The organism is Streptomyces sp. NPDC090088 (assembly GCF_044747345.1).
GTDB lineage: Bacteria > Actinomycetota > Actinomycetes > Streptomycetales > Streptomycetaceae > Streptomyces.
The window spans coordinates 898,831-912,614 of record NZ_JBIVDZ010000003.1; the positions used below are offsets into that span (position 1 = coordinate 898,831).

The 13,784-nt window shown below is 70.6% G+C and carries 20 protein-coding genes; 12 read left to right on the plus strand and 8 right to left on the minus strand.

Annotation, left to right across the window (positions count from 1 at the left end; all coding sequences use genetic code 11):
* Positions 1–99: 99 nt before the first annotated feature.
* From ACIPSJ_RS19850 to rpmB, 4 genes are all read right to left on the minus strand, one after another.
* Entirely contained in the window at positions 100–615 is a 516-nt protein-coding gene (locus ACIPSJ_RS19850; protein WP_359206085.1) for a DUF4232 domain-containing protein, read from the minus strand.
* Between the two features lie 153 nt (positions 616–768).
* Positions 769–1,326, minus strand: a complete 558-nt coding sequence (locus ACIPSJ_RS19855) for a hypothetical protein (protein ID WP_401347302.1) — start codon at positions 1,324–1,326, stop codon at positions 769–771.
* Positions 1,327–1,449: 123 nt separating this feature from the next.
* Positions 1,450–1,755, minus strand: a complete 306-nt coding sequence (rpsN, locus tag ACIPSJ_RS19860; protein WP_355727058.1) for a 30S ribosomal protein S14 — start codon at positions 1,753–1,755, stop codon at positions 1,450–1,452.
* Between the two features lie 18 nt (positions 1,756–1,773).
* Positions 1,774–2,010 carry a 50S ribosomal protein L28 gene (gene rpmB / locus ACIPSJ_RS19865; RefSeq protein ID WP_401347448.1) on the minus strand — a complete coding sequence of 79 codons (237 nt, stop codon included), beginning with the start codon at positions 2,008–2,010 and terminating at the stop codon, positions 1,774–1,776.
* Positions 2,011–2,074: 64 nt separating this feature from the next.
* On the opposite strand from rpmB, the gene rpmG reads away from it, so the two are divergent.
* From rpmG to ACIPSJ_RS19905, 8 genes are all read left to right on the plus strand, one after another.
* The gene (rpmG, locus tag ACIPSJ_RS19870; RefSeq protein WP_355727060.1) at positions 2,075–2,239 is read left to right on the plus strand and encodes a 50S ribosomal protein L33; all 165 of its coding nucleotides are present in this window, start codon (positions 2,075–2,077) and stop codon (positions 2,237–2,239) included.
* Between the two features lie 9 nt (positions 2,240–2,248).
* Positions 2,249–2,497, plus strand: coding sequence for a type B 50S ribosomal protein L31 (locus tag ACIPSJ_RS19875; RefSeq protein ID WP_401347306.1), 249 nt, complete (start codon positions 2,249–2,251; stop codon positions 2,495–2,497).
* On the plus strand, positions 2,497–3,672 hold the full coding sequence (locus ACIPSJ_RS19880) for a CobW family GTP-binding protein (RefSeq protein WP_401347309.1): 1,176 nt from the start codon (positions 2,497–2,499) through the stop codon (positions 3,670–3,672). The genes ACIPSJ_RS19875 and ACIPSJ_RS19880 overlap by 1 nt, the downstream gene beginning before the upstream one ends.
* A 7-nt stretch (positions 3,673–3,679) precedes the next feature.
* A complete protein-coding gene (gene rpsR, locus ACIPSJ_RS19885) occupies positions 3,680–3,916 on the plus strand; it encodes a 30S ribosomal protein S18 (protein WP_359206074.1) in 237 nt (78 codons plus the stop codon).
* 89 nt (positions 3,917–4,005) lie between these two features.
* Positions 4,006–4,383: a VOC family protein gene (locus ACIPSJ_RS19890; RefSeq protein ID WP_359206072.1), complete on the plus strand. Its 378-nt coding sequence runs from the start codon at positions 4,006–4,008 to the stop codon at positions 4,381–4,383.
* Positions 4,384–4,410: 27 nt separating this feature from the next.
* Positions 4,411–4,755 carry a metalloregulator ArsR/SmtB family transcription factor gene (locus ACIPSJ_RS19895; RefSeq protein ID WP_355727068.1) on the plus strand — a complete coding sequence of 115 codons (345 nt, stop codon included), beginning with the start codon at positions 4,411–4,413 and terminating at the stop codon, positions 4,753–4,755.
* Entirely contained in the window at positions 4,752–5,222 is a 471-nt protein-coding gene (locus ACIPSJ_RS19900; RefSeq protein WP_401347312.1) for an SRPBCC domain-containing protein, read from the plus strand. Before ACIPSJ_RS19895 ends, ACIPSJ_RS19900 begins: the two co-directional genes overlap by 4 nt.
* 150 nt (positions 5,223–5,372) lie before the next feature.
* Complete coding sequence (locus ACIPSJ_RS19905) at positions 5,373–5,642, plus strand: DUF397 domain-containing protein (protein ID WP_177232996.1); 270 nt, start codon at positions 5,373–5,375, stop codon at positions 5,640–5,642.
* A gap of 92 nt (positions 5,643–5,734) precedes the next feature.
* Here the strand turns inward: ACIPSJ_RS19905 and ACIPSJ_RS19910 are convergent, their stop codons facing one another.
* Positions 5,735–6,214, minus strand: coding sequence for an ATP-binding protein (locus ACIPSJ_RS19910; RefSeq protein ID WP_401347313.1), 480 nt, complete (start codon positions 6,212–6,214; stop codon positions 5,735–5,737).
* Positions 6,215–6,568: 354 nt separating this feature from the next.
* Between ACIPSJ_RS19910 and ACIPSJ_RS19915 the strand changes: the two genes are divergently transcribed.
* The 3 genes from ACIPSJ_RS19915 (at position 6,569) to ACIPSJ_RS19925 (ending at position 9,613) form a co-directional block, all read left to right on the plus strand.
* Positions 6,569–7,393, plus strand: a complete 825-nt coding sequence (locus ACIPSJ_RS19915; RefSeq protein ID WP_359206852.1) for a helix-turn-helix transcriptional regulator — start codon at positions 6,569–6,571, stop codon at positions 7,391–7,393.
* Positions 7,394–7,503: 110 nt separating this feature from the next.
* Positions 7,504–8,964: an aldehyde dehydrogenase family protein gene (locus ACIPSJ_RS19920; RefSeq protein ID WP_359206066.1), complete on the plus strand. Its 1,461-nt coding sequence runs from the start codon at positions 7,504–7,506 to the stop codon at positions 8,962–8,964.
* A gap of 112 nt (positions 8,965–9,076) precedes the next feature.
* Entirely contained in the window at positions 9,077–9,613 is a 537-nt protein-coding gene (locus tag ACIPSJ_RS19925) for a DinB family protein (protein ID WP_359206064.1), read from the plus strand.
* Positions 9,614–9,636: 23 nt separating this feature from the next.
* Here ACIPSJ_RS19925 and ACIPSJ_RS19930 read toward each other — a convergent pair whose 3' ends face one another.
* Positions 9,637–11,046, minus strand: coding sequence for a glutamate decarboxylase (locus tag ACIPSJ_RS19930; protein ID WP_359206062.1), 1,410 nt, complete (start codon positions 11,044–11,046; stop codon positions 9,637–9,639).
* 58 nt (positions 11,047–11,104) lie between these two features.
* Positions 11,105–12,391: an ion channel protein gene (locus ACIPSJ_RS19935; protein ID WP_401347317.1), complete on the minus strand. Its 1,287-nt coding sequence runs from the start codon at positions 12,389–12,391 to the stop codon at positions 11,105–11,107.
* A 103-nt stretch (positions 12,392–12,494) separates the two neighbouring features.
* On the opposite strand from ACIPSJ_RS19935, the gene ACIPSJ_RS19940 reads away from it, so the two are divergent.
* Positions 12,495–13,265 (plus strand): MerR family transcriptional regulator, encoded by a 771-nt coding sequence (locus ACIPSJ_RS19940; RefSeq protein WP_359206059.1) that lies wholly within the window; start codon positions 12,495–12,497, stop codon positions 13,263–13,265.
* Here ACIPSJ_RS19940 and ACIPSJ_RS19945 read toward each other — a convergent pair whose 3' ends face one another.
* Positions 13,266–13,634, minus strand: coding sequence for a YbjQ family protein (locus ACIPSJ_RS19945; RefSeq protein ID WP_401347319.1), 369 nt, complete (start codon positions 13,632–13,634; stop codon positions 13,266–13,268). It lies immediately after the preceding gene.
* Positions 13,635–13,784: the final 150 nt, after the last annotated feature.

Below are 13,784 nucleotides of genomic sequence, written 5' to 3' on the forward strand. Positions count from 1 at the left end.
CGCCATGCGGCTCCGCCGCGCGGGCGCGGCCGGCGCCCACCGGCGCTCACCCGGCGCCCGGCCGAACCGGTCGCTCCGCAGTCGGTCGGCGTTTCGCCGTCAGTCGCCCGCCTGCTGGAACGCTCCCACCGTCGCGTTCGGCTTCGTCGCCGACCCCTTGCCCGCCACCGCCCCGTACTTCCACGGGAAGCTCTGCGTCGCGTCGCTGCCCGGCAGGGACACCTCCATCGACGTGGCCGCGAGGCTCGCCGCGTCGCCGTCCTTGCCCCGCACGTAGCTGATGGAGAACGTCGCGGAGTCGCCCTTGGCCAGCTTGAGCTTCTGGTTCTTCGCGCCGGACAGCGAGGAGAGCGACGCGGAGGTGCCGCCCGCCTTGAGCGTCACCCCGGCGAACCCGTCCAGCGTGCACGGCGCGCTCTGGTTGGTGAGGCTCACCGGCACCTCGCCGGTGTCCCCGGCGGCCGGTGCGACGCTCGCGGAGCCCACCTGGACGGAGACCTTGCCGATCTCGCAGGCGGAGCTGTTCTTGCTGCTGGACCCGGAGCCGCCGTTGTCGCAGGCGGTGAGGGCGAGGGCGGCGGCGAGGGCCGTGACGGTGAGCGGAATGGCGCGCATGTGCAGATCCCCATCGAGGTCGTGACGGTGTCCCAGCATCATCACGCCCCCGCCCGGCTCCCGCTCGCCCGCCCCCGTCCTTGACCCGTTCGGGGGGTGTTCGCCCGGCCCGTGACGGCGGCCGGCACCCGCGCCGCCCGGCCGGATCCGGCCCTACTGACCAAGGCCGGCCGTCGGCAGCCCCGACGGCAGCTTGCCGCCCTCGGCCTTGGTGTAGGTCTCCTCGCCGGTCTTCCCCGACCAGGTGACCTTCATACTGCTCTTGCTGACCGAGTCGACCATTCCGGTGGCCCGGCCCTTGCTGCCGTCCGTGCAGGTGAGGCGGATCATCCGCATCCCGGCCTCCTCGCCCGCGGTCCCGCTGCACACGGCCCCGCCGGTCTCGAAGAGCCCCGCGGACTTCCCGGTGACCACCAGGGCGACGATCTTGCCGCCGCTGGTGGTGATCCAGCTGCCCTGCAGCGCGTCGGACGAGGCCGTGGCGCTGTCCGAACCGGCCGTGGCGCTCGCCGCGGCCGACGGCGTGCCCGACGGCGTGGCCGAGGAGTCGCCGCCGGAGTCGCCACCGCCGCTGCACGCGGTCAGCGCGAGCGCGCCCACCAGCCCCGCGGCGGCGGCCGCGATCCGCACGACCGGCCGCGCGGAGGCCGCGGCGGACGCCGGTACGGAAGAGACGGAAGCGTTGGGAGCAGCCGATGCGGAAGAAGCCATGGCCGAAGCCGTCTCCGCAGGCGTCGTAGCCGTACTCGCCGTAGCCGTGGTCACCGCAACGCTCCCGGGTTCTAGGGGGTCGGCCGCCCGGCTGCCCGGACGACAGCCGCAAGCTACCAGGACTCACCAAGAGGACTTGCGTACGCCGGGTAGGTATCCGCTGTGGGCCTGGTCCCGCAGATTCACCCGGGACAGGCCGAACGCGCGGAAGTAACCGCGCGGCCGGCCGTCCACCTGGTCGCGGTTGCGCACGCGCGTGGCGCTCGCGTCGCGCGGCTGCCTGTCCAGCTCACGCCGGGCGGCGAGCCGCTCCTCCGCCGTCGAGGACGGCCGCCGGACGATCTCCTTCAGTTCGGCCCGCCGGGCGGCGTACCGCGCCACGGTCTGCCGCCGCCGCTCGTTCTTCGCGATCTTGCTCTTCTTCGCCATATCGGTGCCCCGCCCCCTTCAGACCTTCACGCCCCGCGCGCGGATGCGCGCCACCGCCGCCTCCACGCCGATCGCGTCGACCGTCCTGACGGCGCGGGCGCTGAGCCGCAGCCGTACGTGGCGGCCCTCGCCCGGCACCCAGTAGCGCTTGGTCTGGATGTTCGGGTCGAAGCGGCGGGAGGTCCGCCGGTGGGAGTGGGAGACGCGGTTGCCGAAACCGGGCTGGGCGCCGGTCAGCATGCAGTGCGCGGACATGGTGACGTAGCTCTCCTCGGAATAGTTAGTGCTAATGGGATTCATTTTCAGTAAGATAGCAGTCATGGCACGCAACGAACTCCGCCCGGTCGTCAGGCTCCGGTCCACCGCAGGGACCGGCTACACCTACGTGACCCGCAAGAACCGCCGGAACGATCCGGACCGTATGACGCTGCGCAAGTTCGACCCGGTCGCCGGCCGGCACGTCGACTTCCGAGAGGAGCGCTGAACCCCCGCCATGCGCAAGGGAATCCACCCGGACTACCGGCCCGTCGTGTTCCGTGACCGGGCCGCGGGCCACGCCTTCCTCACCCGCTCGACGATGACCAGCGAGAAGACGGTCGAGTGGGCGGACGGCCGGACCTACCCCGTGGTCGACGTCGAGATCTCGAACGTCAGCCACCCCTTCTACACCGGCACCGCCCGCGTGCTGGACACCGCCGGGCGCGTCGAGCGCTTCGAGCGGCGGTACGGAAAGCAGGGCTGATGCGTCCCGCCGCCCCGCTCCCCGTCGTGATCGTCGGCGGACTGCACGCCGACGCCCGCAGACGGACCGTCGCCCGGCTGCTCGCCGACGTCCCCGGCAGCGTCGTACTCCACCACGACCTCGCGACGGCCGCCGACGGCACGGTCGTGCGGACCGTGCGGGACGCCGGCGGAGTCCTCGCCGCCGGTGAGACGCCCCTGGTCAACGACTGTGCCTGCTGTGCCCTGCGCGAGGACCTGGTGCCCGAGCTGCGCAGGCTCGCCGACGACGGCCGTACCCGGCTCGCCGTCGTCGAGCTGTGGGACTCCGTCGAGCCCAAGGCGATGGCCGAGGTGGTCGTCGCGGGCGGGCTCACCGTCACCGGGGTGATCACCGCCGTCGACCCGGCCCTGCTGCTGCCGTACCTCGGCAACGGCGACGACCTCGCCGACGCCGGCCTCGCCGCGGCCGCCACCGACCGGCGCACGGTCGCCGACACCTTCGCCCGGCAGCTGGAGTACGCCCCGGTCCTCGCCGTCCTCGACTCCCCGGAGGCCGACGGCGAGGACCACGAGCTGCTCGCGCAGCTCCACCCGACCGCCCGCCGGGTCCCCCTCCCGGGCGGCCACCCCGGGGACTCGGCGGGCCCCGCTCCCGGCGCCGCGCTGGTCCGGGCCGCCCTCGCCGGCTTCGACGTGGAGGCGGCCGCCGCCGCCCAGCACCCGGCCTGCGCCCTGCTGCCCGCCGAGGCCGACAGCCACGGGGTGTCCACGCTGGTCTGGCACCGCAGGCGGCCCTTCCACCCCGAGCGGCTGTACGCGGCCCTGGAGGACCTGACCTGCGCGGCCGCCCGCAGCCGGGGCCGGTTCTGGCTCGCCGACAAGCCCGATGTGCTGCTGCACTGGGACGCGGCGGGCGGCGCCCTCTGCGTGGAGAGCGCCGGGCCGTGGCTCGCCTCCCTGCCGGACGCGGCCTGGGAGATGGTCCCGCCGGTGCGCCGGGCCGCCGCGGCGCTCGACTGGCACCCGGAGCACGGCGACTGCTGCCAGCACCTGGTCTTCACCTCCCCCGGCCTCGACCGTGACGGGCTCGAACGGCTCCTGGAGTCCTGCCTGTTGACCGACACCGAGTACGCCGCCGGGCGAGCCGCCTGGAAGCGGCTGCCGCCCGCCTTCGACACCCTCCTGGAGGTCTGACCCCGCCATGCCCCGCAAGACCGACCGCAAGCCGACGCCGAACCGGCCCAACCCGCTGGACCGGGCGGGCGTGACGTACATCGACTACAAGGACACCGACCTGCTGCGGAAGTTCCTCTCCGACCGCGGCAAGATCCGCGGCCGCCGGGTCACCCGCGTCTCGGCGCGGCAGCAGCGGCTGCTGGCCCGGGCGATCAAGAACGCCCGCGAGATGGCACTGCTGCCGTACGGGCCTGTCCGCTAGGAGACCACCGGGGCCACGGGGCCACGGGCCATAGGTAGGAACTTCCCTACGCTTGACCGGTAGGGAAGTCCCTACCTATTCTCGTTCCCATGACCACGCACATCACCCACGCCTCCTTCGTCACCCTCCCCGTCACCGACCAGGACCGCGCCCTGCGCTTCTACCGGGACGTCCTCGGCTTCGAGGTCACCGCCGACCTGGAGATGCCGCCCGGACGCTGGCTCCAGGTCGCCCCCAGGGGCGCGCAGACCGTGTTCACCCTGTCCGGTCCGGGGATGGGCGATTTCGAGCCCGGGTCCGCTCGGGGGATCATGTTGGTGACGACCGATGTCGACGCCGACTGTGCGCGGCTCGCCGGGGCGGGCACCGACGTGCGGGGCCCGGACGCGTTCCCCTGGGGCCGGATGGCCTCCTTCCGGGACCCGGACGGCAACGGTCTGATGCTGCTCACGGAGGCCCGGCCATAGAGGCCCGGTCATAGGGGAGGACCCGGCATGACCGCGACCGGCGCCGTCGAGGACCAGGTCTTCGCCGCGCTCGCCAACGCCACCCGCCGCGAGGTGCTGCGGCTGCTGCGCGACGGCGGGCCGCAGCCGGTCCAGGCCCTGGCCGACCACTTCGACATGCGCCGCCCCAGCCTCTCGGAACACCTCAGGGTGCTCCGGGAGGCCGGCCTCGTCTCCGAGCAGCGCTCCGGCCGGCAGCGCATCTACCGCCTGGAGGCGGCCCCCCTCGCCGACCTGCAGGACTGGCTCCACCCGTACGAGCGGTTCTGGCGCGACCGGTTGAAGGGCCTCGGCGCGCTGCTCGACCGCATGCCCGACGATGATCAGCCATGACGACCGAGCACCCTGGTGACGGCGACCTCACCACCATCCGCGTGGACCAGTTCCTTCCGCATCCGCCCGCGAAGGTCTGGCGCGCCCTCACCGAGCCGGACCTGCTCGTGCAGTGGCAGATGCAGGGCGCGGAGAACTTCCGCCTCGAGGTCGGTCACCGGTACCGGATGACCTCGGTCCCGCGTCCCAACACCCGCTTCTCCGGCGTCGTCGACGTGCAGGTTCTCGCCTACGACCGGGAACGGATGCTGTCCGTCCGGTGGTCCGATCCCGATCCGGCCAATCTCGCTCACTGGACCATCACATGGACGCTGGAACATGAGGGCCGCGGTACGCGTCTGTTCCTAGTACACGAGGGATTCGATCCGGACGATCCTGCGCAGATGATGGCGCGCACGATCATGGACGGGGGCTGGCGGTCGCATGTCTTCGCAGCTCTGGGGCAGACGCTGGAACGGGTTCGGTAAAGCGGACGTCAAAGCTGTAACCGCAGGAACACCCCGCGTGCACGTGCATCTGCTCATGCATCTGCACATGAACAAGGTTATGATCCGGGTCAGTTGACCAGAGCACCAATGGTCACATCAGCCAGTTAGTGCACCACCGGGGAGCGACCTGTGGACCTCGACGTTGATGGCGTGTACGGGGGGTTTGACGTGTACAACGGCATGGCTGCCACGCAGCTGGACGGAGTGGCCTGGCAGAAGAGCAGGCACAGCAACTCGCAGGGTTCCTGCGTCGAGTTCGCCCGGCTGCCGGGCGGCGACGTGGCGGTCCGCAACTCGCGCTTCCCGGACGGGCCGGCGCTCGTCTACACGCGCGCCGAGATAGAGGCGATGCTGCTCGGCGTCAAGGACGGCGAGTTCGACCACCTGATCACGAGCTGAGCCGGGGCCGCTCCCGGGGCAACTCCGGGCAATCGTCGTAGAACGCTCGGTAACGCGCGTAGAAGCCCGGCATCCCGCGATGCCGGGTTCGGCTACTCGTCCGGCTGGAGCCGGAACAGCGCCCAGACGACCTTGCCGTTGAGGGTGCCGGCCAGCGGGTGCCAGCCCCAGCTGTCGCTGAAGGAGTCGACCAGGAACAGCCCGCGGCCCGACTCGGCGGAGAAGTCGTCGGAGTCGCGGGGGGTCGGGGTCGCGTGGCTCGGGTCGCGCACCGCGCACACCAGCCGCTCGGTCCACCGCATCAGGTGCAGCCGCACGGCCGGCGCCTGCGGTGCGGCGAGGCAGTCGGTCTCGCCGGGCACCGCGTGCCGCAGGGCATTGGTGACGAGTTCCGAGACGACGAGACAGACGTCGTCGAAGCGGTCGCCGACATCCCACTGGTCGAGGGTTCTGCGGGTGAACCGACGGGCTTCGCGCACGGCTTCGTAACGGGCGGGCAGAGCGCAGGAGGCGGCGCTGGACACGGCCGCGGGGTCGAGCGGCGGAAGGCCCTGCCGTAATGGCTTGAGCATGGTCGATCCATTCGTCCCCATGCGAGGCACTCCCGGGAATTCGCGGTCGTTGCGATGCAGCGGTGGCGCGGGACCATGGTTTCGGATGCGCACAGCAGATGCAAGGGCAGATGCACGTGCACGCGACCGAATTGGACCCTCCCGTACCGCTTGTTGGCCATTTTTTCCGCCAACTTGCAGTCCTTGGCTCACTACCTGCTTGCCACTTCCTGTGCTTAGACTTTGGCCGCTTTCCGTTTCCGTAACCGGACGAGTACTGCTCGAAGTGTTTTAGTGGCAGACTGCGGGCCCTGAAGACGGTTGGGGAGGCTGGCGAACGTGAGCGCGGGAGAGCCCGGATCGGTGGTGCGGCGCATGCTGCTCGGCTCGCAACTCAGGCGACTGCGCGAGGCCCGGGGAATCACCCGCGAGGCCGCGGGGTACTCGATCCGTGCCTCCGAGTCGAAGATCAGCCGCATGGAGCTGGGCCGGGTGAGCTTCAAGACCAGGGACGTGGAAGACCTGCTGACGCTGTACGGCATCACCGACGAGGCGGAGCGCGAGCAGCTCGTGTCCCTCGCCCGCGAGGCCAACGTGGCGGGCTGGTGGCACAGTTACTCGGACGTCCTGCCGACCTGGTTCCCCACCTATGTCGGCCTGGAGGGCGCGGCGCATCTGATCCGCGCGTACGAGGTGCAGTTCGTGCACGGCCTGCTGCAGACCGAGGCCTACGCGCGCGCCGTGGTGCGGCGCGGTATGAAGGGGGCCAGCGAGGCCGACGTCGAGCGCCGGGTCACCCTGCGCATGGAGCGGCAGAAGTACCTGGTGTCCGAAAACGCCCCCGACTTCCACATCGTTCTCGACGAGGCCGCCCTGCGCCGGCCCTACGGCGACCGCGAGGTGATGCGCGGTCAGCTCCAGCACCTCGTCGAGATCTCCGAGCGGTCCAACGTACGGCTGCAGATCATGCCGTTCAGCTTCGGCGGGCACTCCGGGGAGGGCGGCTCCTTCACCCTGCTCAGCTTCCCGGAGTCGGACCTCTCCGACGTGGTCTACCTGGAGCAGCTCACCAGCGCCCTCTACCTGGACAAACGCGAGGACGTCGCCCAGTACGAGCAGGCCCTCAAGGAACTCCAGCAGGACAGCCCGGGACCGGACGAGAGCCGGGACCTGCTCCGGGGTCTCCTGCAGCTTTCCTAGGGCTCTCCCCAGAAGTTCGCTCTCTGTCCCCAACTCCCCTGTGACACAAGTACGATGACGCGTGATCAGACCGTGATGTTGATCATGTCTGCTAGTGATTTGGGGATCACATGTCGTCGTACTTCACCGACCTGGCCCAGCAGTACATCGACGGCGAGTGGCGCCCGGGGACCGGTTCCTGGGACATCATCGACTTCAATCCGTACGACGGTGAGAAGCTCGCGTCGATCACGATAGCCGCGGTCGAGGAGATAGATCAGGCCTACCAGGCCGCCGCGCGCGCCCAGAAGAAGTGGGCCGCCACCAACCCCTACGCCCGCCGGGCCGTCTTCGAGAAGGCGCTGCGCCTCATCGAGGAGCGCGAGGCGGAGATCACCGAGGCGATCATCGCCGAGCTCGGCGGCACCCACCTCAAGGCCGGCTTCGAACTGCACCTCGCCAAGGAGTTCCTGCGCGAGTCGATCCAGTGGGCGCTGCGCCCCGAGGGCAAGATCCTGCCCTCCCCGGTGGACGGCAAGGAGAACCGCCTCTACCGCGTGCCCGTCGGTGTGGTGGGCGTGATCAGCCCCTTCAACTTCCCCTTCCTGCTGTCGATCAAGTCGGTCGCCCCGGCGCTCGCGCTCGGCAACGGCGTGGTCCTCAAGCCGCACCAGAACACCCCGATCGTCGGCGGCACCCTGGTCGCGAAGCTCTTCGAGGACGCGGGCCTGCCGGGCGGCCTGCTCAACGTCGTCGTCACCGACATCGCGGAGATCGGCGACGCCTTCATCGAGCACCCGATCCCCAAGGTCATCTCCTTCACCGGCTCCGACAAGGTCGGCCGCCACGTGGCCACGGTCTGCGCCTCGCTCTTCAAGCGCTCGGTGCTCGAACTGGGCGGCAACAGCGCGATCGTGGTCCTCGACGACGCCGACATCGACTACGCGGTCGACGCGGCGGTCTTCAGCCGGTACGTCCACCAGGGCCAGGTCTGCATGGCCGCCAACCGCGTCCTGGTCGACCGCTCGATCGCGGACGAGTTCACCGAGAAGTTCGTCGCCAAGGTGAAGACCCTCAAGTCCGGCGACCCGCGCGACCCGCAGACCGTCATCGGCCCAGTGATCAACTCCCAGCAGGCGGAGTCCCTTTCGGCCACGGTCGAGCAGGCCGTCGCCGAGGGCGCCACCGCCCTGGTGCACGGCACCACCACCGACAACCTGGTCGAGCCCTCGGTCCTCACCGGCGTCCCCGCCGACTCCGACCTGCTCCGCCAGGAGGTCTTCGGCCCGGTCGCCTTCCTCATCCCGTTCGACGGCGAGGAGGAGGCCGTACGCATCGTCAACGACACCCCGTACGGCCTCAGCGGCGCGGTCCACACCGGGGACGTCGAGCGGGGCGTGGCCTTCGCCAAGCAGATCGACACCGGCATGTTCCACGTCAACGACGGCACCGTGCACGACGAGCCGCTCGTCCCCTTCGGCGGTGAGAAGCACTCCGGCATCGGCCGTCTGAACGGCGAGACGACCGTGGAGTCCTTCACCACGATGAAGTGGATCTCGGTGCAGCACGGACGCAGCGGCTTCCCGTTCTAGAAGCCCTCTGTAACAGCTCGGCGCCCCGGGCCCTTTAGGACGCGATCTGTCCTAGAGGGCCCGTAGCTTCGGTCGTGTCAGGGAAACACGACCTGAGGAAAGGCGGCCGGTCATGGTCACTCACGTTCCCGCGGAAGCACAGGGCGACGAGCGCGGAGCACTGCTCTCCTTCATCGAGGAGCAGCGCGGCGGCATCCGCCGGGCCCTGCTCGGCCTCACCGACGAGCAGGCGTCGAGCAAACCCAGCGCGAGCGAACTGTCCCTGGCGGGCCTGCTCAAGCACTGCGCCGAGGTCGAGCAGAGCTGGATCGCCCGCGCCAGGCAGGAGCCGCCGGCGATCGTGCGCGACCAGTCGAACTGGCACGAGACCTTCCAGCTGGTCGGCGACGAGACGGTGGCCTCGCAGCTCGCCCACTGGGAGCAGGTCGCCGCCGAGACGGAGAAGTTCATCCGCTCCGTCCCCAGCCTCGACGACACCTTCCCGCTCCCCGAGGCCCCCTGGTTCCCGAAGGGCAGCGTCTCCATGCGCTGGGTCTGCCTCCACCTGATCCGCGAGACCGCCCGGCACGCTGGCCACGCCGACATCGTCCGCGAGTCCCTGGACGGGAAGACGGCCTTCGAGCTGGTGGCGCTGGAGCAGGGGTCCTAGTTCCCAGGGCCGAACGAAAGGCCCTAGTGATGGAAGCTGGTGGCCGCGTCCTTGTCGTGGGTCAGTGGATGCGGCTGCCGGCGCAGTCCGGGCAGCAGCCGGGTCAGGTCCTCGACGAACAGGTCGGCCAGGTCCTTCGAGAAGCCGTTGCGGCACACCACCCGCAGCACGGACAGGTCCTCCCGGTTGGCCGGGAAGGTGTACGCCGGCACCAGCCAGCCGTTCTCGCGCAGCCGCCGGGACACGTCGAAGACGTCGTACGCCGTCACGTGGTCGGCGGTGGTGAAGGCGAACACGGGCAGTTCGTCGCCGCGCGTCAGCAGCCGGAAGTCGCCGAGCGCCTCGACGCGTTCGGCGAGCCCGGTCGCCACGTCCCGGGACGCCTGCTGCACCGCGCGGTAGCCGTCCCGGCCGAGCCGCAGGAACGTGTAGTACTGCGCGACCACCTGGGCGCCGGGGCGGGAGAAGTTGAGGGCGAAGGTGGGCATGTCGCCGCCCAGGTAGTTGACCCGGAAGACGAGCTCCTCGGGCAGCGCCTCCTTGTCCCGCCACAGGGCCCAGCCGACGCCCGGGTAGACCAGGCCGTACTTGTGCCCTGAGGTGTTGATCGACGCCACGCGCGGGAGGCGGAAGTCCCACACCAGGTCCGGGTCGAGGAAGGGCGCCACCATCCCGCCGGACGCGCCGTCCACATGGACCGGGACGTCGATCCCGGTGCGCTCCTGGAGGGCGTCCAGGGCCGCGCAGAGGTCGGCGACCGGCTCGTAGGACCCGTCGAAGGTGGAGCCGAGGATGGCGACGACCCCGATGGTGTTCTCGTCGCAGAGGTCGGCGGCGGCCTGCGCGTCCAGGTGGTAGCGGTCGCCCTCCATGGGCACGAACCGGGGCTCCACCTCCCAGAAGTTGCAGAACTTCTCCCAGCAGACCTGGACGTTGATGCCCATGATCAGGTTCGGCCGGGCACCGCCCGGATAGCGGTCGGCGTTGCGCTGCGCCCAGCGCCGCTTCAGCGCCATCCCGGCGAGCATGCAGGCCTCGCTGGAACCGGTCGTCGAACAGCCGATGGTGTTGGCCGGATCCGGCGCGTTCCACAGGTCGGCGAGCATCGCCACGCAGCGCCGCTCCAGCTCCGCGGTGCGCGGGTACTCGTCCTTGTCGATCATGTTCTTGTCGTCGCACTCCGCCATCAGGACGCCGGCCTGCGGCTCCATCCAGGTGGTGACGAACGTGGCCAGATTCAGCCGGGCGTTGCCGTCCAGCATCAGCTCGTCGTGCACCAGCTGATAGGCGGTCATGGGCGGCAGCGGGCCGTCCGGCAGCCGGTGCGTGGGCGGGGCCTCGGCCATGCCGGCGACCGGGTTCGCCTCACCGAAGAACGGGTTGACGGACATGGGGCGCTCTTGGTGCTTCTGGGAACCTTTGTGGAGCGGCATGAAAGGTGCCTCCTAGAGGAATTCACGACTCACGATGCACAGGGTCGACTCACGGGGATCAGCGCAGGGCCGTACCGTCCGCCCGCAGCTGCATTCTCGGCCGCCCGGTCACCATCAGCCACGCGGGCAGGGACGCGACGCACAGCAGCGCGATGATGCTCGGCGAGGCCACCAGCACCGCGGCCGTGAACAGGCTCACCCAGCCCTGGCGGGTGATCGCCAACAGCATGCCCAGTACACCCGCCGCCACGCTCGCCGAGGGCTGGACCGCGGGCACCAGGGCGTGGGCGCACAGCCCGAAGGCCGCGCCGATGAACACCGAAGGGAAGATCCGGCCGCCGCGGAAACCGCAGGAGGCGGCCACCAGCAGCGCGGCCAGCTTGACGACCGCCATCCCGGCGAACTGCCCGGCCGACCAGCCCTCGGGGTCCTTCGCCAGCTCCGCGACCTCGTCCAGCCCCTTGAAGAGCGTCAGATGGCCGCCCAGCGCCCCCAGCAGGCCCAGCACCAGTCCGCCGGCCGGAAGGGCCACCATGGGGTGCCGGAGACGCCGGAAGGCGCCGTGGACGTACGGGAAGGCGTAGACGGCGCACATGCCGAGCAGCGCGGCCGCGGGGGCCACCACCAGGGCTCCCAGTACGTCGGGCCAGCGCGGGCGGCCGAGCGCGGGCAGCCCGAGGTCCAGCGTCGGACGGCTCACCAGGGCGGTCGTCATCGCGCCCGCCCCCGCGGCCATCAGCGGCCCGAAGAGGTTGTCCCACAACGCCCCCTTCAGCGGCTTCCCGGCCAGCGCCTCGGAGATGACCAGGGCCGCCGCCACCGGCGTACCGAACAGCGCGCCGAGCGTCGCCGCGTCGGCCAGCGCGGGCCACAGCGAGTTGGGCAGCCGGGGCATCGCGAGCCGCCCCAGCCACAGCGCGAGCCCGACGTTGACGGCGATGAGCGGGTTCTCCGGGCCGAGGCTCGGCCCGCCCGCCAGCATCAGCACGGTCGCCAGGACCAGCCCCGGCAGCACGGCCGGGGGCATCGCCACCGCCTCCAGCCCCAGGGTGGCCGGATCCGGCCCCGCGTGCCCGGGCACCTTCCACACCACAAGACCCACCGCGATACCGGTGGCCGTCAGCATCACGACCATCCACAGCACCGAGTACCGTCCGATGCCCAGCGCGTCCGGCAGGTTGTTCCACAGCACGTGCTGGAGCCGCTCGGCCAGCGAGCTCACCAGCAGGAACAGCAGACTGCCGCCGACCCCGACGACCAGAGCGGGCAGGATCAGCGGCAGCAGGGCACGCGCGGGGGCCGAGGGCGGGGTGGGGAGCGCCTGGTGCGCGGTGTCCTGGGCCACGGGCCCACCATAAGCGGGCAAAACCGGCACAACATCCTGAACGGAACCGGCTTGCACCTCACGTGGCGTGAGGCCCCAGGGTGGAGCGCGGAAAGGAGCGGAAGTGAACTACTCCGTAGGACAGGTCGCCGGGTTCGCCGGCGTGACCGTGCGCACCCTGCACCACTACGACGAGATCGGCCTGCTGGTCCCGGGCGAGCGCAGCACCGCGGGCCACCGGCGCTACGGCGACGCCGACCTCGAACGGCTCCAGCGGATCCTGTTCTACCGGGAGCTCGGCTTCCCGCTCGACGAGGTCGCGGCCCTGCTCGACGACGAGGCGACCGGACGGGCCGACCCGCGCGCACACCTGCGCCGGCAGCACGACCTGCTGACCGCCCGGATCGAGAAGCTGCAGAAGATGGCCGCGGCCGTGGAGCACGCCATGGAGGCACGCAGGATGGGCATCAACCTCACCCCCGAGGAACGCTTCGAGGTCTTCGGCGACAAGGACCCCGACCGGTACGCCGAGGAGGCCGAACAGCGCTGGGGCGGCACCGAGGCCTACGCCGAGTCGCAGCGCCGCGCGGCCCGCTACTCCAAGGCCGACTGGCAGCGCATGAAGGACGAGGTCGACGACTGGAGCGCGCGTTACGCCGCCCTGGTGACCGGCGCCGAGCCGCCGACCGGCGAGCGCGCCATGGACCTGGCCGAGGAACACCGCCGGCACATCTCGGCCTGGTTCTACGACTGCCCGTACGCCCTGCACCGCGGCCTCGCCGCGATGTACGTCTCCGACGAGCGCTTCAAGGCGTTCTACGACTCGATGGCCCCCGGTCTGGCCGAGCACCTGAAGGAGGCCATCGAGGCGAACGCGGCCCGGCACACGGTCTGACTAGACGGCCCTGTCGATGATCACGGCCGTCCCGTAGGCACACACCTCGGTCCCCACGTCCGCCGCCTCGGTCACGTCGAACCGGAAGGCCAGCACGGCGTTGGCACCCCGCGCGCGTGCCTGCTCGACGAGCCGGTCCATGGCCTGGTTACGGGTCTGCACCAGCGTCTTCGTCAGCCCCTTCAGCTCACCGCCGATCATCGACTTCAGACCCGCGCCGATCTGACTGCCCAGGTGCCGGGAGCGCACGGTCAGCCCGAAGACCTCGCCGATGACCTCGCGCACCCGGTACCCGGGGATGTCGTTCGTGGTGACGACCAGCACATCCGGCTGCGGCCCCTGGCCGCCGCCGTACTCTTCGATACCCATGTCCACAGCCATTCCCCAGGCCGGGCACAGTCCATCCTGGTTCCACCCATGGAACCTGGGGCGGACACATTGCGTTGATAGCTTTGTGCGCCCGCACATGGAACTCGTAGTGCCCTCACCCCTCAGGAGCCCGGAACCGTGACGACCGGA